General features: G+C 63.7%; 15 protein-coding genes. 10 read left to right on the top strand and 5 right to left on the bottom strand.

The annotated features are described in order from the left end of the window. Positions 1 to 4 precede the first annotated feature (4 nt). On the bottom strand, positions 5 to 1,183 hold the full coding sequence (locus CU_RS03140) for an IS256-like element ISCur2 family transposase (protein ID WP_012359880.1): 1,179 nt from the start codon (positions 1,181 to 1,183) through the stop codon (positions 5 to 7). Positions 1,184 to 1,761: 578 nt separating this feature from the next. Between CU_RS03140 and CU_RS03135 the strand changes: the two genes are divergently transcribed. The 4 genes from CU_RS03135 (at position 1,762) to CU_RS03120 (ending at position 6,022) form a co-directional block, all read left to right on the top strand. Next, positions 1,762 to 3,192, top strand: a complete 1,431-nt coding sequence (locus CU_RS03135) for an IS1380-like element ISCur1 family transposase (protein WP_231837738.1) — start codon at positions 1,762 to 1,764, stop codon at positions 3,190 to 3,192. Positions 3,193 to 3,438: 246 nt separating this feature from the next. Continuing rightward, the gene (locus tag CU_RS11025) at positions 3,439 to 3,570 is read left to right on the top strand and encodes a hypothetical protein (RefSeq protein WP_262368077.1); all 132 of its coding nucleotides are present in this window, start codon (positions 3,439 to 3,441) and stop codon (positions 3,568 to 3,570) included. 94 nt (positions 3,571 to 3,664) lie between these two features. Beyond that, positions 3,665 to 5,179 (top strand): recombinase family protein, encoded by a 1,515-nt coding sequence (locus tag CU_RS03125; protein WP_231837737.1) that lies wholly within the window; start codon positions 3,665 to 3,667, stop codon positions 5,177 to 5,179. 159 nt (positions 5,180 to 5,338) lie between these two features. Further along, positions 5,339 to 6,022, top strand: a complete 684-nt coding sequence (locus CU_RS03120) for a hypothetical protein (protein ID WP_012359877.1) — start codon at positions 5,339 to 5,341, stop codon at positions 6,020 to 6,022. A gap of 398 nt (positions 6,023 to 6,420) precedes the next feature. Here CU_RS03120 and CU_RS03110 read toward each other — a convergent pair whose 3' ends face one another. Next, complete coding sequence (locus tag CU_RS03110; protein WP_012359876.1) at positions 6,421 to 7,440, bottom strand: Abi family protein; 1,020 nt, start codon at positions 7,438 to 7,440, stop codon at positions 6,421 to 6,423. Positions 7,441 to 7,639: 199 nt separating this feature from the next. Then, on the bottom strand, positions 7,640 to 8,725 hold the full coding sequence (ychF, locus tag CU_RS03105) for a redox-regulated ATPase YchF (RefSeq protein WP_012359875.1): 1,086 nt from the start codon (positions 8,723 to 8,725) through the stop codon (positions 7,640 to 7,642). A 226-nt stretch (positions 8,726 to 8,951) separates the two neighbouring features. On the opposite strand from ychF, the gene CU_RS03100 reads away from it, so the two are divergent. From CU_RS03100 to CU_RS03085, 4 genes are all read left to right on the top strand, one after another. Continuing rightward, entirely contained in the window at positions 8,952 to 10,634 is a 1,683-nt protein-coding gene (locus CU_RS03100) for a sodium-dependent transporter (protein ID WP_012359874.1), read from the top strand. Between the two features lies 1 nt (position 10,635). Beyond that, positions 10,636 to 10,803: a methionine/alanine import NSS transporter subunit MetS gene (gene metS / locus CU_RS03095; RefSeq protein WP_012359873.1), complete on the top strand. Its 168-nt coding sequence runs from the start codon at positions 10,636 to 10,638 to the stop codon at positions 10,801 to 10,803. Between the two features lie 98 nt (positions 10,804 to 10,901). Further along, complete coding sequence (locus tag CU_RS03090; RefSeq protein ID WP_012359872.1) at positions 10,902 to 12,557, top strand: AI-2E family transporter; 1,656 nt, start codon at positions 10,902 to 10,904, stop codon at positions 12,555 to 12,557. Positions 12,558 to 12,562: 5 nt separating this feature from the next. After that, positions 12,563 to 13,393, top strand: a complete 831-nt coding sequence (locus CU_RS03085) for a DUF6542 domain-containing protein (protein ID WP_012359871.1) — start codon at positions 12,563 to 12,565, stop codon at positions 13,391 to 13,393. 182 nt (positions 13,394 to 13,575) lie between these two features. Here CU_RS03085 and CU_RS03080 read toward each other — a convergent pair whose 3' ends face one another. After that, the gene (locus CU_RS03080; protein WP_012359870.1) at positions 13,576 to 14,604 is read right to left on the bottom strand and encodes a 4-hydroxy-3-methylbut-2-enyl diphosphate reductase; all 1,029 of its coding nucleotides are present in this window, start codon (positions 14,602 to 14,604) and stop codon (positions 13,576 to 13,578) included. A 143-nt stretch (positions 14,605 to 14,747) separates the two neighbouring features. On the opposite strand from CU_RS03080, the gene xseA reads away from it, so the two are divergent. Together xseA and CU_RS03070 are read left to right on the top strand one after the other, a co-directional pair. Further along, positions 14,748 to 16,040 carry an exodeoxyribonuclease VII large subunit gene (gene xseA / locus CU_RS03075; protein ID WP_173362307.1) on the top strand — a complete coding sequence of 431 codons (1,293 nt, stop codon included), beginning with the start codon at positions 14,748 to 14,750 and terminating at the stop codon, positions 16,038 to 16,040. A gap of 28 nt (positions 16,041 to 16,068) precedes the next feature. Beyond that, positions 16,069 to 16,383 (top strand): exodeoxyribonuclease VII small subunit, encoded by a 315-nt coding sequence (locus CU_RS03070; RefSeq protein WP_012359868.1) that lies wholly within the window; start codon positions 16,069 to 16,071, stop codon positions 16,381 to 16,383. A gap of 4 nt (positions 16,384 to 16,387) precedes the next feature. On the opposite strand, the gene CU_RS03065 is transcribed toward CU_RS03070, so the two are convergent. Continuing rightward, the gene (locus CU_RS03065) at positions 16,388 to 17,047 is read right to left on the bottom strand and encodes a DUF4245 domain-containing protein (RefSeq protein ID WP_187289733.1); all 660 of its coding nucleotides are present in this window, start codon (positions 17,045 to 17,047) and stop codon (positions 16,388 to 16,390) included. Between the last annotated feature and the right edge of the window lie 57 nt (positions 17,048 to 17,104).

Genomic DNA, 17,104 nt, shown 5'->3' with positions numbered 1-17,104 from the left:
GGGGTTAGATGTGGCCTTTTTGGATGCCGATTGAGTGTGTGTAGTCGGTGTCGATAGCGTTGTCGTAGAGGGCTGGTCGTCCAGTTTCGTGGTCGGCTTGGTTCTCGTTGTGGGTCAGGGTGGATACTTTGGCGAGTTGGTCCTGGCCCCAGTTGGACTGCCTGGCGATCTCAACAGGGTCGTCAGGCAGTTCCGTTTGCAGATACAGCCACCAATCCAGCATCCGGCGTTGGTGTTCACCGGATCTGCCGCGGTGGGTGCGGGCAAGCAGTTTCAACTGGGCGTTGATGCCGCCTTCCAGGCTGTTGGTGGTGGATTTGATCCGGCTGACATCGAGGACACCGTCAGGTGGGTCGAGATAGACAAATAACAGCTGGTTGCGCCACAGGTGGTTGAGACTGTTGTAGGCCTTGCGGGTGCGTTCATGCGTCCATGACCAGGTGCGTTGCCGTGTCGCCGGGTCGGTTGTGAACGTTTTCTGGTTCATCCAGTCGCGGTAGATAGTGCCGTATTCGTGCAGTTGCGCACCCCACGCGGCCGCCTCGTCAAGAGCGGTGATCTTCGTAAGGTTGAGCGCAAGCTGGTAAATCGCTCGTCCTGCATCGGTGCGGGGGCGTGAGGTGGTGTGCCGACGCACCACGCGTTGGGCGTGAACGAGGCAGCGCTGCACTTTCGTTGCAGGCCAGCATGTCTTGATTGCGCTGGCAGCGCCTTGGCCGCCGTCGATGACAGCGATCAGGGGCGCGGGGATACGTTCGAGGAGCCTTTGGTAGTCGCGGGTGGTCTCACGTGTGCACCAGTGCCAAGCGATGACGTGATCCAAGGTGGCGGCAACAATCAAGCATCCGCCGGCGGTGTAGGTGCCGTCAAGAAAGACCTGGTCGTAGACCCGGCCTTCGTGCCCGATCGTGGGATCGGGGACATCAACTAGCCAGAAGTGTTCAAACCGGCGTTGCAGGGTACGCGGATGACACCCTGCTTCGGCGGCAGCGGTTTCCAAGCTCGCACCGGTTGTGAGGTGGGTGATAAATGCTGCGAAGGCTGCTGAGTTGGTGATATCGGGGCGCTGCTTGGTGGTGGAAGCGCCGCAGATTTTGCACCGCCACCGGGTGCGGTTGGCGGAGGTCTTACCGTTGCGTTTCATCTCGCCGCCGCAGTGGCAGCGTGGTCTGTTCTTCGGCATTGATCAATGCCAACACCAGCTCCTACCACACGCTGCTGTCACACCCGGTATTTCGCCGCCCCGGGGCGGATATATGCTCTAGGAGCATATACTTTCCGGATTACCCCTGATCAACCCAAACAAATCGACGAATCCGGACACACATTTTGTCGTTTAACCCACGAACACCACCAGAAAAAATGAGGACCGGCCCTGGACCTACCGAAGTAGGCGGAACCGGTCTTAGTGACTACGACCCTATGCGAGCCGTCGGCCACTCGCAACTATGAGTTCCCGCTCAGCCGTTGACCACCAAGCCGGTCAGTCGCTACGGGCGCCCCGGTCGGAGGACTCGACCGCGTCGAACCAAGCGTACGGGTGCCCCTCAGCGAGGACAGCCGGCAGCAGTGGGCGCCCGAGGCGCCCAGCACTGCCACTGGCCCGTAGCGCCGGATCACGGCAAGCGCCCGAGCCCTAGCCTCGAGATTTCACGCGTGGGGGCGGGCGGGCGCGTGCCGTGACGGAGAAAGGTGCTCCTGACCTGGGATGATGCGACTTGTCTAGAGAACACATCGTCACCCAGAAGGAGCACCTTTCAGGTGAAGCACTCTACCCGTTCCTACCCGCGAGTCCACGTGGACACAGCACGTTCGGGCGCGGTCGCCCAGGCCGGTGGGGTGCTGCTGACCCGCGCCGCCGAGGCCACCGGTCTGACCGCCTCGCTCAGGGCCGAGTTGAGCACCTGGCGCAAGCCGTCGGCGGTGCACGACCCGGGCAAGATCACCAGTGATCTCGCGCTGTCGTTGGCGCTGGGTGGGGACTGCCTGGCCGACCTGGGTCTCCTGCGCGCCGCGCCCGGCGTGTACGGCAACGTCGCCTCCGAGGCCACGGTCTCCCGGACCCTGGGGGCTCTGGCCGCTGACGCGGACACCGCGGTCCGGGCCATCAACCGGGCCCGCGCATCAGCTCGCCAGCGCGCCTGGGCGATGGCCGGTGATGCCGCCCCTGGTCACGGTGCCACCGCGGCGGACCCGTTGGTCATCGACGTCGACGCCACCATCGTGATCGCGCACAGCGAGAAGGAGCAGGCCGCCGGCACCCACAAGCGGACGTTCGGGTTCCACCCGCTGCTGGCGTTCCTCGACCACGGCCCGGACGGCACCGGAGAACCGTTGGCGATCCTGCTGCGCCCGGGCAACGCCGGGTCCAACACCGCCACCGACCACATCACCATCGCGCGTGACGCGCAGGCCCAGCTGCCCGGTGTCAACCCGTCCCGCCCGGGGAAGAAGGTCTTGATCCGTGCCGACGGCGCCGGTGGCACCAAGGACTTCACCACCTGGGCTCACCGTCGCGGCGTGCAGTACTCGGTCGGGTTCACCCTGCCCGGGCACACCCCCGACTTACTGGCCAAGATTCCCCAGGACGTGTGGGCCCCGGCGTACGACACCGAGGGCAGGGTCCGTCCCGGCGCGGACGTGGCCGAGCTCACCGGGCTGCTCACGCTGACCGGGTGGCCACCCGGGATGCGGGTCATCGCCCGCCGCGAACGGCCCCATCCCGGCGCCCAGCTGCGCTTCGAGGACGTCGACGGGTACCGCATCACCGCGTTCGCGACCAACACCGTCCGTGGCCAGCTGGCCGACCTCGAGCTGCGCCACCGCCGACGTGCCCGGGCCGAGGACCGGATCCGGATCGCCAAGGACACCGGCCTTGCCAACCTGCCCCTGCACGGCTTCGACCAGAACCGGATCTGGTGCCAGCTCGTGCTGATGGCCCTGGAGATGACCGCCTGGACCCAGCTGCTCGCCTTCACCGGCCACGCCGCCCGACGGTGGGAACCCAAGCGGCTACGACACCGCGTCTTCACCATCCCCGCGGCCCTGGCCCGCACCGGCCGCCGGGTCCGCCTGCACCTCAAGGCCGACGCCGCGTACGCCCAGCTCGTCCTGCCCCGACCAGCCCGCACCATCCCTCGGCACATGGAACCCGACGCCCCCGGGCGCCCTCCGGGCCCCTATCGTACCTGACTGCCAGAATCAGCCCCCGACGGTCACCGTGACACCCGTCTGCACCAGCTGACGGCCTTCGATGAAACATCGAGGCTAGACTCGGCGACACTGTCCGGGAGAACGTCAGGTGACCGCGGGCACCCGCTTCATGAAGCCAACGACACCGAGGTGACCACCATGACGCTCTATACGACCAACGAATGGAAGGGCTACGGGAAGCAGAACTACTACTGGAACTAGTACAGGCTCGAGGGCGACAGGGTTGTGAAGTGCAAGTGCCACCGACAGAAGTTCTTCGACGGCGACGAAAGCGCTTGGGACAGAAGCGAGAACGCAGAGGATTCCTGGGAGCTCGATGACCCGAGCATGCCGGACTGGCTCAAGCAGTACCTCTGAGCGCCCCGCCGACTGATGTCTCTAGAGGGGCCAAAGCGCAGGCCAGTACATGCGGCGTCGCGTAGCTGAGCAACCTCTGCCCTAGTCTTAAGTGGTGCCCTCAGCCCCCCGTCGTGCAGCGATCTATCTGCGTATATCTCAGGACCGGGAGGGCCCACGCCTCGGTGTAGATCGGCACCGCGAAGACGCCGAGGCACTCATCGCCGCCAGGCGCTGGTCACTCGTGGAGATCTACGAGGAAAACGACATCTCAGGCAAGGGCCACAAGAGGCGGCCTGCCTTCGAGCGCCTCCTCACTGACTTCGAACACGGACTGATCGACGTCGTCGTAGCGCAGGAGTGGCCCCGCCTGGAGCGCAACCGCTCGGATGGCGTGCGGGTCATCGAAGCAGCTCAGCGACACCATGTACTGCTGACCTTCGCCAAGGGCTCCGACATCGATTGCACGACGGCTGCAGGGCGGCTGTCCGCGGACATCTTCTCGGCCATCGCTCGCAACGAGATCGAGGTCAAGGCCGAGCGGCAGTCGCGGGCACAGCGCCAGCGCGAACAACAGGGCAGGCCTCCCAAGGGCGTTCGACCTCTCGGCTTCACCACGAACGGTGACGTGATCGAGCACGAGGCTGAAGCGGTCAGGAAGATCTACGCATCCTTCGCTTCGGGGGCCTCGCTGCGCGCGATCGCCGCTGCCCTGTCTGGCGCCGATGGCGAGGACGTTCCCGAGGTGCCGACGCTCCCCCGCCACAACCGGGCCCTGACGCTCGAGCGCAACGAGCGTCGGGCCAACGAGGGCCTGCATACCCGCCCAGTACCCGACGACGGCCCGTGGGCGCCTTCGACCGTTTTGGGAATCTTGCGCAACCCGCGCTACGCCGGGTACAGCACCTACACGCCGAAGGAGACGCTCGCGAATGGCGATCGCCGCCGGTCGTGGCGTGCCCAGATCGTGCGTGATGAGCACGGCGAGCCAGTCCTCGGCCTCTGGGATCGGATCGTGGACGTCAACGTCTGGGAGGCCGTGCAGGACAGGCTCGATGACCCGGGCAGAGTCACCAATCGAGTCGGCACCGACCGCAAGCACCTTGGCTCCGGCCTCTACCTGTGCGGGGTCTGCGACAAGCCGGTCAAGGCCCACGGGCAAAGGTATCGCTGCGCTGGCCATGTCGTGCGCGCACGTGAGCAGGTCGATGCCTTCGTCGTCGAGATCATTCGACGGAGGCTTGGGCTTCCCGATCTTCAGGACCTCCTCCCCCATGCCGACGAACCGCGGCTGCGCGAGATCAAGGACGAGATCAACGAGCACCGCGCCAAGATCCGCAGAGCGCAGCGCGACTACGACGACGAGCTGATCGAGGGCCTCGACCTCAAGCGGGTTCGGGACCGCGTGAACGCCGCCATCGACACCTTGGAGGTTGAGAGGCTTCGCCTCTCTCTTGGACGCAATGCACACGGCGTCGTCAGTTCCAAGGACCCCGTCGCAGCCTTCGACAACGGCGACTTGGCGACACGGCGTAGCACCATCGAAGTCCTGTGCGAGGTGCGCCTGCATCACCATCCGCGAGGCCGGAAGACGTTCAATCCGGACACAGTAACCATCTCTTGGCGGTGACCTACGAGTCGAGTCATAAGACAACTGACATCCCGACTCGCTACCCAAGTGGACGCCGATTAGCGCTACAATTGTGAGTGACCGACAACGGGGGGCGTGACGCTCCGTAGAGTTGAGATTTCTGGACACCTCCTAGCCACGCCACTTACGGAGAAGCTAATGACCGTCAGCCAGATCGAAGTCGATGCATTGGTCTCGTACTGCCGGAGCAACCTCGGTGAAAAGGACCTGTGGATCACTCCGGAGGGGTACCCGAACAGCCTCGCGCTGTGCATCATCGACTCGATCTACTCGACGGGATCGCACTACACGTCAGTCGTGAACGTCATCAACCGATACCGGGCCGCGCATGGACAACGCGACGGCGCCGCAGGCCTGCTGGAGTCGATCTCCGCGGCCGGTGGTGCTCGAGCTTGGGCGAACTCCATCGCGGACAACTTGAAGCCGGCTCACACGAAACCGGGGGCTCCCCTCAAAGCCGAGGTCATCGAACAGGCGGCTGCGCTCCTGCTCAAGCACGGCATTGACACGGTCGAGGACTTGGTCCTGGCGGTCGAGACCAGCCCTGAGGGCAACCCAGTCCACGACGCCTGGAAGAAACTGCCCAGCCAAAGATCCGGGGTGACGTACTCGTACCTGCTGCTGCTCGCTGGGCTGCCGTCTGTGAAACCGGACCGCATGGTCCTGCGGTTCCTGGAACGGGCACTGGGAACCGGCGTGCCGATGACCACCGACCGTGCATTTGAGCTGGTCATGTCCGCGGCTGACACGCTTGATGTCAGCCCGCGGACCTTGGATCACGTCATCTGGCGCGCAGCATCTGGCCGAGAACTGACGCTGTAATACCGGAGTTGGTACCCGATCGACCTTTCGGTCGGCGCCTGACCCGGATGCCGCGCTCAGCGCCCAACGAGTCGTTCGGTTGAGTGGTCGTATACGAAATTGACGATGTCTCCCGAGATAATCAGGTCGATCGCTTGGTCGATCACGCTGAGGGGGGGCGACGTACCACTCGGACGGGTCGTAACTTCGACCCTTGCGGCCAGCTTGGGTGAGGTCGAGTCGGACGTCGGCGAAGACGCGGTGCAGGAGGTTCTCCAGCGCCGAAGCCCTGAGGTCGTAGGTCCGGTAGTCGGCCACGACCTCGACCGGGGCCATGAGGTAGGTCGGCGACGTCTCCGCATGCCCACGTATTGAACGATGACGCGATTCCGTCTGGTGGCCACCCAACCACGCGATCCCTACCTGGATGCAGGCCTCCCAGGCGACCTCACCTCGATACGCCGCGCCCAGAAAAGATCATCCGACCAACCAGGCGGCATTCCCATGGCTACGAGTGGAACGCCCGGGTGCTCATCGATCAACGCCTTCAGCCGCTGTGCCCAGCTGCTTCCCGGGGACAGCGTCGACAGCAGGGACTGGAGCGCCACCAGGACGGGGTACAGCCGCGCCCGTCGCGCCGGACTGTGTGCAATCGCAGTAGGATCGGCCAGCCACGTCACCAACGGCGACGTGGGCAGCGCCGGGGATACGCCCAGGACGGCGTTCCACAACCGACCATGGTGGGCGCAGATGTTCCGGACACGCACGAAGGTCCGCATCCAGGACACGAGCAGTGGCTCATTGATTCCCAGAGACTTGGCGATCGCCGTCCGATCCGCGCGCCGCTTCAAGTTGCCGATCAGGCGCTCCACCTGCCCCAAGGTGAGACGCTCCATGACAATCCATGAGGGCGGGAGTTCGGGCGTGCCGTACGTCATCAGATAGTGCTCCAGTGCAGATCGATGCATCAGCGCACCATCCGTTTGCTCGGGCTTGGCGAGCAGCTGGCGAGCACAGTCATCGTGGACCGTTGTCACGAAGTCTCGATGCCTCCGCACATCCCGAAAGTGGGTCGGGTCCGCATACCAGAAGGCCCCGTGAGCCTGCGCCATGTGATCGGTCAATGCAGACCGCACCGCCACTTCCACGCGCTCCACGGCATCGAGCACCAGCAACCGGAGCTTGCGGTCGAAGACATAGAGATCCAGGACGTCATCGAAACCCACGCCCGACCGAAAGTCATCCGACCCTGCACGTTGGAAAGGGATCATGTAGGGCGACAGTCGGTAGTAGCCGATGCTCCGCACGTATCGCTCCGCACGCCCAACGTCGGGGATGACGAGACCACGATCCTGCATGCGCGCCACGAGATCAGCATGGCCAAGTGGAGGCTTGTCGTAGACGCCGACGCCCCGCTGACGAGGGACTCGGCTGCCCATCCGCTCTCCTCTGGGTAGAAAAATCCCCCAAGTGCGCTTCCATGGAGAGGCGTGGGGGATCTAGTAGCCCTAGGCTAGCACGTGCCGCGGGGGCGGTTCACCAGTACGCAGAGAGTCACTCCGATCAGACGCGACCTGATGTTGAACCGGAACTCGAGGCTCCTCCTTCCGACCCAACATTTGCCCCTGACCAGCGATTTTACACATTAAACCGGAACTCGACGACGTCGCCGTCGACCATGACGTACTCCTTGCCCTCCTGGCGGACCTTGCCCGCCGCACGGGCCTCGGCCATAGAGCCCAGCTCATCGAGGTCCTTGAAGCTGACGATCTCCGCCTTAATGAAGCCGCGCTCGAAGTCAGAGTGGATCACGCCGGCGGCCTTCGGTGCGGTATCGCCCTGGTGGATCGTCCAGGCGCGGGCCTCCTTCGGGCCAGCGGTCAGGTAGGTCTGCAGGCCGAGGGTCTCAAAACCAGCCTTGGCAAGGGTCTGCAGGCCTGGCTCGTTCTGACCAACCGCGGCGAGCAGCTCCGCGGCGTCCTCCTCGTCCAGCTCCAGTAGGTCGGTCTCACTCTGGGCGTCCAGGAAGACGGCCTCGGCCGGGGCGACCAGCTTGCGCAGCTCGTCCTTCTTCGCGTCATCCGTGAGGACGTCCTCATCAGAGTTGAACACGTAGAGGAAAGGCTTGGCGGTCATCAGGTGCAGCTCGCGGAGCAGATCCAGATCGACCTCACCACTCTTCGAGGCGGCGAAGAGCGTGCGGTCGTCCTCGAGGACGGCCTGAGCCTTCTTGACCTCCTCGACGGTGCCGGCGACGTCCTTATCCTTGCGCGCTTCCTTCTCGAGGCGCGGCAGGGCCTTCTCCAGGGTCTGCAGGTCGGCGAGGATCAGCTCGGTGTTGATGACCGAGATGTCGCTGGCCGGGTCGACGCGGCCGTCGACGTGGATGACGTTGTCATCGGTGAAAGCGCGCACCACCTGGCAGATCGCATCGGCCTCGCGGATATTAGCCAGGAAGGCGTTACCCATGCCCTCGCCCTCGGATGCGCCCTTCACGATGCCAGCGATGTCCACGAAGGTAACGGTGGCCGGGAGGATGCGCTCAGAGCCGTAGATCTCCGCCAGGCGATCCAGGCGCGGGTCCGGCAACTCCACCAGGCCCTCGTTCGGCTCGATCGTGGCGAAGGGGTAGTTCGCCGCCAGCACGTCGTTGCGGGTCAGCGCGTTAAAAAGGGTGGACTTGCCGACGTTCGGCAGGCCAACGATTCCAAGGGTGAGAGACACTCAACAAGTCCTTACAGATGCGATCGAATATTGCCTTCTAGCTTGCCTGAAGTACTCCCCTTGGTTCAAACGCGCCACCCTACCCAATGTTGATCGAGAAAGTACGTCAAAAATCACTTGGAGTTAGCTGTGTGTTGCTAATATCCCCTTTTCAAGAGCGTGAGGTAGATCACCGGAACCGCCGGTGGCCTCCCGCTACTATCTTTTCGATAGGACGCACCACATCATGAGCTCCACAACGCCCGGTGGCTCCGCGACCTCACCCGGCGCCCCCACCTCTGACTCGCGCTCCCAGGCCCGCGAGACCTTCAACACCCGCCTGGTATTCCTCATGGCGGCGATTGGCTCGGCCGTGGGACTGGGCAACATTTGGCGCTTCCCCTACGTCGCCTACGATTCCGGCGGCGGCGCCTTCCTCATCCCCTATCTGATCGCTCTGTTGACCGCGGGTATTCCGCTGCTGTGGTTCTACTTCAGCATCGGCCACCGTTTCCGCGCCTCCGCACCTCTGGCTTACCGCCGAATGGACCGTCGCGCGGAGCCTATCGGCTGGTTGCAGGTGGGCGTGGCTTTCTTCATCACCATCTACTACGCCGCCATCATCGGCTGGGCCGGCCTCTACGCATGGAAGTCGCTTTCCCTGGGCTGGGGCACGGACACCGAGTCCTACTTCTTCAACGACTTCCTGCAGCTGGATGCCGAGTCCACCCACTCGGGGAAGTTCGTTCTCCCCATTCTGCTGATTATGGTCGCAGTGTGGGTGATCACCACCATCGTGCTGGCAGCAGATGTCAACAAGGGTATCGGTAAGCTCACCACCATCTTCGTGCCCCTGCTGATCGTCCTGTTCCTCTTCATGGTCGTTCGCGCACTATTCCTCGACGGTGCGCTCGATGGCCTGAATGCTTTCTTCACCCCGGACTGGGGCGCACTGACGGACTCGGGCGTGTGGATCGCCGCCTACGGCCAGATCTTCTTCTCCCTGTCTATCGGCTTCGGAATCATGACCACCTACGCGTCCTACCTGAAGCCACGCACCAACCTGACGAACACCGGCATGGTGACTGCCTTCGCGAACTCCTCCTTCGAGCTGCTGGCCGGTATCGGTGTCTTCGCAGCCCTGGGTTTCATGGCTCACCAGACGCAGACCGACGTCTCTGAGGTTGTCAGCGGTGGCATCGGCCTAGCCTTCGTTGCCTTCCCGACGATCATTAACGAAATGCCTTTCGGTGAGGTCTTTGGCATCCTGTTCTTCGTCTCGCTGTTCATCGCCGGCCTGACCTCTCTGATTTCCCTGATGGAGGTCGTGGTCTCCGCTGTGAAGGACAAGTTCAACCTGGAGCGCAAGACCGCCGCGATCATCATCGGCGCGGTCATGGGCACCATCTCCACCCTGCTGTTCTCCGCGACCACCGGCCTGGTCGCCCTGGACATCATGGACAAGTGGACGAACAACATCGGCATCATCTTCTGCGCCTCGCTGTCCCTCATTCTCACCGCGTGGGTGTTCAAGCGCCGCGTGGAGCTGACGCAGCACCTCAACGCGGTGTCCTCCGTGAAGGTCGGTCCGATCTGGCAGTTCTTCGCCTTCGTCCTGACCCCGATCGTCCTGCTGTACACGATGATCTCGGAGATCCTCGGCCTGATTAAGGAGCCCTACGAGGGCTACGGCACCGCTCAGATCACCACGTATGGCTGGTTAGTGCTTGTGGTCATCGCAATCGCAGCCGTCACCATGACGACCGCTCCGTTCCGCCAGGGAGTCCACGTCAATGGCATCCCGGGCTCGGACTACGGCGTGCCGAAGTTCGGCCGCAAGAAGAACGAACCAAACACCCTGGCCGTAGCCGCACAGGGCTCGGCTGCCACCACGGCCACCCCGAACCCCGCCAAGAAGGGAGACAACTAACATGACCGCAATCGCGCTGATCATGATGGTGCTTTTCATCCTCGTCATCTGGGGTGGCCTCGTCGGATCTGTCATCATGCTGACCAACAGCACCGATGAGGAATCCGGTGAGCTGGGAACTGCCCCAGGCACTCACGACGAGGCGCTCGCCGCCGTGCGGGTGTCCTAGCCCCCTCCTCCGCGTTAAAAACTAACCCCACCGCCAAATCATGATTTGGCGGTGGGGTTAAGCATTGTTTTGACGCACCTTTCAGGCATGATGGATACATGAATTCTTCCAAGGAACCCCGCAACAGTGGCCGTGGCGAGGGCGCGCATCTCCCCGACCACGACGGCGAGCGCGACTTCGCCGACTTCCTCGCTGGTTCTCGACGTGCTGATCACGAGTCCACCCTGCCCCTGCCCGAAGATCAGGGTCGCAGCCGTCGCAGCACGGACAACCAGTCCATGCAGAACGATGAGAGCGGCGCCAAGGGCGTCAACGTCGACGGTGCTGCGCCCGCTATCCCAGAAGGAATGGCGGATAACGAAAGCGATGGCAACGAGCACGCCGACGGCAAGAATAAGCTCGCCGAGAAGTTGAGCGAGAAGTCTCGCGAATTCCACAAGAAGCATCCTCACCTCCACGACGGGTCGCTGGATAAGTACACCAGCCTTGATGAGGCCGAGGATCTCAACCCCGAAGTGCGGGATCGTGCCGAGGTGCTGGGCACCTCCGTGCGCTGGTTCGCGGGCTGGTGCCTGCGCCTGCTGATCATCGCTCTGGCTGCCTTCGTGGCGTCCAAGGCTTTCGGCAAGCTGTGGGTGGGCATCCTGCCGGTTCTGCTGGCGCTCATCGTCTGTACCGTGTTGTGGCCGGTCGTCCGCGTGCTGCGTGAGAAGCTACACTTCCCGAACGCACTGGCGGTCGCCACGACCATCATCGGCTTCTTCGTGCTGATCGCTGGCCTGTTCGCACTGATCATTCCACCGGCGGTGGATCAGTCCCGAGAGCTGGCAAGCCAGGCCAACGCCGGTATTCGCACGATTCAGCGCTGGCTGCAGGGCCCGCCGGTCAATCTCCAGGAGAGCCAGTTCAACGATGCATTGAACCAGGCGACGAGCTGGCTGCAGAACCAGTCGGGACGTATCGCCTCTGAGGTCGCCGCGGGCGCTTCCGCCACCCTGTCAGCACTGATGACGCTGTTCATCATGCTGGTGCTGACTTTCTTCTTCCTCAAGGACGGCGAGAAATTCTTGCCGATGATCCGCCGCATCACCGGTCGCCGTGTCGGTTGGCACCTCACCGAGGCTCTGACCCGTTGCTGGCAGACTCTCGGCGGGTTCATCCGCACCCAGGCGCTGGTCTCCTTCATCGACGCCGTATTTATCGGCGGTGGCCTCTTCCTCATGGGTGTTCCGCTGGCCGGCCCGCTCGCGGTTCTGACCTTCTTCGCGGGCTTCATCCCGATCGTCGGTGCCACGGTCGCCGGTGTTCTCTCGGTCCTGATCGCACTGGTGGGCGTTGGTTTCAAGACCGCGATCTTCACCCTGATCCTGGTGCTGGCTGTTCAGCAGCTGGAGGGCAATGTCCTGTCGCCGTGGCTGCAGGCCAAGGCGATGGACCTCCACCCGGTCATCGTGCTGCTGGCAGTGACGCTGGGTGGCACGCTCTTCGGCATCATCGGCGCGTTCCTGGCGGTGCCGGCTGCCGCAATGATCGCCGTCGTGCTGCGCTACATGGGCGATCTGACGGATCTCGCGACGGGCGAGAAGTCCATGGAGGATATCGAGTTCGCCACCACCGCGGGTTCTCTGTCCGGTGCGCAATCCCAGCGCAAGGCGGAGCAGTGGCTGGAGGGCCAGCGTCATGCGATGAAGGTCACTAAGGAAAAGCTGACGTTCAGCAACCTGCTTAACCCGCTACGCAAGGGCGATAAGTAACATCAATGGCCGTGTCTGATACCTCACCGCATAACTCAAGTTCCCGCTTCCCCGTCTGGTCTCCCCTGCTGGTGATGACCGCGGTGTTGCTCACTGGGCTTGTCATCGGCTGGGGCAGCACAACGTTGCCCACGGGGTATTTCGTGCTCTTCGCCGCCGCCATGGTGGTCTCCACCCTGTTCGTGGAGCCGCGTGGCCTGTTCCTGACGGTGGCCTCGTTCCCACTCTGGTTCGTCGTGGGGACGTTCATCATCGCCCGCATCGCAGCCCCCTCCGGCGGTTCGGCCAAGGCGAAGTTGGCGACGTCCGCCTACCCAATCGTCCAGCATTACCTGTGGCTCGCTGTCACGATGCTGATCTGCGTGCTGATCGCTGCGGTGCGGTGGTGGCTGTACCGGGAGAGCGTCGACCGTGCGCGGGCCAGGGCCACGCAGCGCCGGCGCCGCCAGTCCGACGCCAACCGCTCCAACGAGGAGCTCTCCCAGCGTGCTCGTTCTCGTGCCGCGCACCGGCGTTCGGCTACCAGCGGGAAGAATGTGCCCTTCGACCCGGCGCGATTCCAACAGCGCCGTACTGAGGGCGCCCGCAGCTATAGCCGGGAGGATTTGCGGGCATCCTCCGAGCGCCGTCGTGGTGTCCCGGGCCGGGCTGATGAGCGCTCGGCTCAGCGGTATCGCTCCTCTGGGTCTTCATCCCGATACTCCACTGGCTACCCCTCCCCCGCCGATGGCGAGTCGCGCTTTGGTTCTTCGGATTACGACAACCGCCGCAGCCCCCTGCCGCGGAGCCGAGACACCGGCACCGGGCGGGCATCCGCTGAGGACCGCGACTACTAGCGGGGAGCGGGGCGTCACCTGCGGGATAACCGAATTGGTCCGCGCACAGGGACACGCCAGCTGACACAGCTTTCAGCCTCGATCCCTAGCAAGAGCAAAACCCACCACGACGATGCTCGTGGTGGGTTTTCGCATCAAACCAGGCGGATCATTCCCCTATCCTGGCTTCACTGTACGGGCGTCTAAGCCTTCCGGCCGGCGGTGCGGGACGGGCGCAGCTCGCGTGGCAGGGAGAAGATCAAGTCCTCCGTGGCGGTGGTGACCTCTTCGACGTCGGCGTAGCCCCGCTCGGCGAGCAGCTCGAGCACACCGCGGACGAGGATCTCAGGCACGGAGGCGCCCGAGGTCACTCCGACGTTCTCAACGCCCTCGAACCACTCCGGCTTGACCTGCTCGGCGTAGTCGACGAGGTGGGCATCCTTCGCCCCGTTCTGCAGTGCGACCTCGACGAGGCGCACCGAGTTGGAAGAGTTCTGGGAACCGACGACGATCATCAGGTCAACCTTCGGAGCAATGGCCTTCACCGCGACCTGGCGGTTCTGCGTGGCGTAGCAGATGTCATCGGACGGCGGATCCTGGATGTGCGGGAACTTTTCTCGCAACATCTTCACAGTGCGCATCGTCTCGTCGACGGAGAGGGTGGTCTGAGAGAGCCAGACGAGCTTCTCGTCATCCGCGAACTCCAGCTTGTCGACATCCTCCTGGTCCTCGACAAGGTGGACGACGTCCGGCGCCTCGCCTGCGGTGCCTTCGACCTCCTCGTGACCGTGGTGGCCGATGAGGATGATCTGGTAGCCCTGCTTCGCGAAGCGAGTGACCTCGTGGTGCACCTTGGTGACCAGCGGGCAGGTCGCGTCGAAGGTCTTCAGCTCCAGCTGGCGGGCCTGGTCGCGGACGGCCGGGGACACGCCGTGGGCGGAGAAGACGACGTTGGATCCGCGGGGCACCTCGTCGGCTTCATCGACGAAGATCACGCCGCGTTCCTCGAAGGTCTTGACGACGTGCTTGTTGTGCACGATCTCCTTGCGGACATAAAGCGGCTCGCCATGCTTTTCGAGCGCCTTTTCTACGGTCTCAACGGCACGATCCACGCCGGCGCAGTAGCCGCGCGGTGCGGCGAGGTAAACCTTCTTCTTCCCCGCGGTGTCCGCTGGGGTGGCCGCAGAGGTGTCGTCGTTTGGTCGGGTGTCGGTAGTACCAGGCAGAGTCATGCTCCCCACCTTAGCCCAGCTGCCAAATCAAGGCTTTTCAGCAGTTCCGTCGCAACCGTCCGGGTGGCCTTCAGCAGTGAGCAAGTGTGCGTTGTCTGCGAGGCCTCCCTGGCTTGTCTGCAGCGATCTCTACAATGACTCGCATGAACGCGAACTCACCGGAGCAGCCGTGGCCCGTATCCATGGTCAACCAGAAGATCAAGGGGTGGATCGAACGCCTTGGCTTCTTGTGGGTGGAGGGCCAGATCACGCAGGTCAACATGAAACCGACGTGGAAGCTGTCCTACATCACCCTGCGTGATGTGGAAAAGGACCTCTCCATTCCACTGACCATGAACACCCGCACTCTGCAGAACCTGCCGACCCCGTTGCGTGATGGCGACCGAGTGGTGGTCTACGGCAAACCCGCCTTCTACGCGGGCCGGGGTTCCTTCTCCCTATGGGTGACCCAAGTGCGACAGGTTGGTGTAGGCGAGCTGCTGGCACGCATTGAGCAGTTGAAGCGGGCGCTGAGCGCCGAGGGGCTCTTCGACCCTCGTTTGAAGTCCGCTCCCCCGTTTCTGCCGAAGAAGATCGGGCTGGTGACCGGGCGGGGTTCTGCCGCGGAACGCGACGTGCTGAGTGTCGCCCAGCAGCGGTGGCCAGCCGTGCGCTTCGAAGTGATTAATACCGCGGTGCAGGGCCCGAATACCGTGCCCGAGGTGGTCGCCGCGCTGCAGCGGCTCGAAGCTGACGAGGACGTGGACGTCATCATCGTCGCTCGCGGCGGTGGCTCGGTGGAAGACCTGCTGCCGTTTTCCGAGGAAGCGCTCGTCCGCGCGGTGGCACGGATGCGTACTCCCGTGGTCTCGGCAATTGGGCACGAGCCGGATAATCCAGTGCTTGATCTGGTTGCCGATGTGCGCGCCGCAACACCGACCGATGCGGCGAAGAAGGTGGTTCCGGATGTGCTCGGCGAGCAGCAGGCTATCGCGGAACTGCGCCAACGGGCCGTTGGTGCCCTCCGCAGTTGGGTGCGTTCGGAGCGACGGCAGCTTGAGGGGGTCCGTTCCCGACCAGTGCTGGCTGACCCATTGCTCCCTTTACGCAGGCAGCGGGAGGTCATCGAAGAGGCGGTGGGCCGAAAAGACCGCGCGCTGGGCTTACTCGTTCGCGACATGCGCTCCCGCATCAGCTCGCTGCGCGCCCAGGTCAACGCCTTGGGGCCCTCCCAGACTCTAGCCCGTGGCTATTCGATCATGCAGGTCATCCCCCGAGATGGGTCGGGACCTGCCGTGGTCACCACGGTGGCGGATGTCAGCCCTGGCTCGCAGCTGCGCATCCGGGTGGCGGATGGTTCCGTGACCGCAGCCGCCATGGCGGTCGAGCGAGCCCCCGGCGCGGAGGCTTCCGATACGGCGCGGGATAATGCGGCGACGAAGACCGACGAAGAATAGTTTTTAAAGATCAGTACAAGGAGCACCCATGAGTGAACAGCAGAAGTTTCGCCCAATCGAGGAACTGAACTATGAGCAGGCTCGCGACGAGCTGGTAGAGGTCGTTCGCATCCTCGAGCTTGGCCAGATGAGCCTCGACGAATCGCTGAATTACTGGGAGCGGGGCGAGGAGCTAGCAGCGTACTGCGAGAAGTATCTCGATGGAGCAAGCACGCGCATCGAAAAAGCCCTGGCCGCGCGGGAAAACGCAGGCCAGGGCGGTTCGCCGCAGGGCAATGCGAGCCAGGGCTCTTCAGCACAGGACGGGGCCGGGGCCCAAGCCGGTACTCCGAGCAGCTCTTAGCCTCTTACCGTGCGTCGCTGGATGCTCCGCCGGCAACTCCGGAGTCTGACGCACCATCGCTTGCGGGAGCTCCCCCGGTGGTCTGAGATTCAGCTGCCACCTCCATCGGCTCGGTCTTCGCCGTGATCTCAGCGGCGGTGGCCATGTCCTCGTGGCTGGCCATCCCCTCCAGAATCAAGCGCGTCTCGCCGGCGTCGGCGACCCAAATTGGGCGGGCGTCCTCCCCCTTGTAGACGTGCCAGGTCAGCCCGCCGGCTTCCTCGGTCCCCGCGGCCTCGCGGAAGTGCTGATCCGGCTGGGTTGCCGCCTTAAAGTCCGCAGATGTCTGGCGCAGCGAGATGTATCGCTCTCCGTCGATCACCCAACCCACCAGCGGCGCCGGCTCGGCCCCAACCTGGGATCGGCGAGCGGAGTTCGGCACCCACCCCTCTGGCATCTTGGGTTCCCGCAGCGGGAAACTCATACCCCGAGCCTCCAAGGTCAGGAAGGAATGGGCGTCCACCTCACGAACCGGGCCAGACTTATCCGGCCCGCCTGGGTTGAAAGAACACAGGCCGGTAAAACCCACCGTGAAGAACGTCACGAGGAGGAGGACACCCAGGGTCAGCAGGATGTCCTTCGTGGACTGAAATAGACGGGGCTTTTCGATACGCACGCCGGTCATTATCCCAAAAGCAGGGGGAATTGGTAATTCCCCACCCTCACGAGCAATCAAGGGTGC

Source organism: Corynebacterium urealyticum DSM 7109, assembly GCF_000069945.1.
Classification (GTDB): domain Bacteria; phylum Actinomycetota; class Actinomycetes; order Mycobacteriales; family Mycobacteriaceae; genus Corynebacterium; species Corynebacterium urealyticum.
The sequence above is the reverse complement of the archived record's forward strand: the minus strand, read 5'-3'. Positions and strand labels throughout refer to the sequence as shown.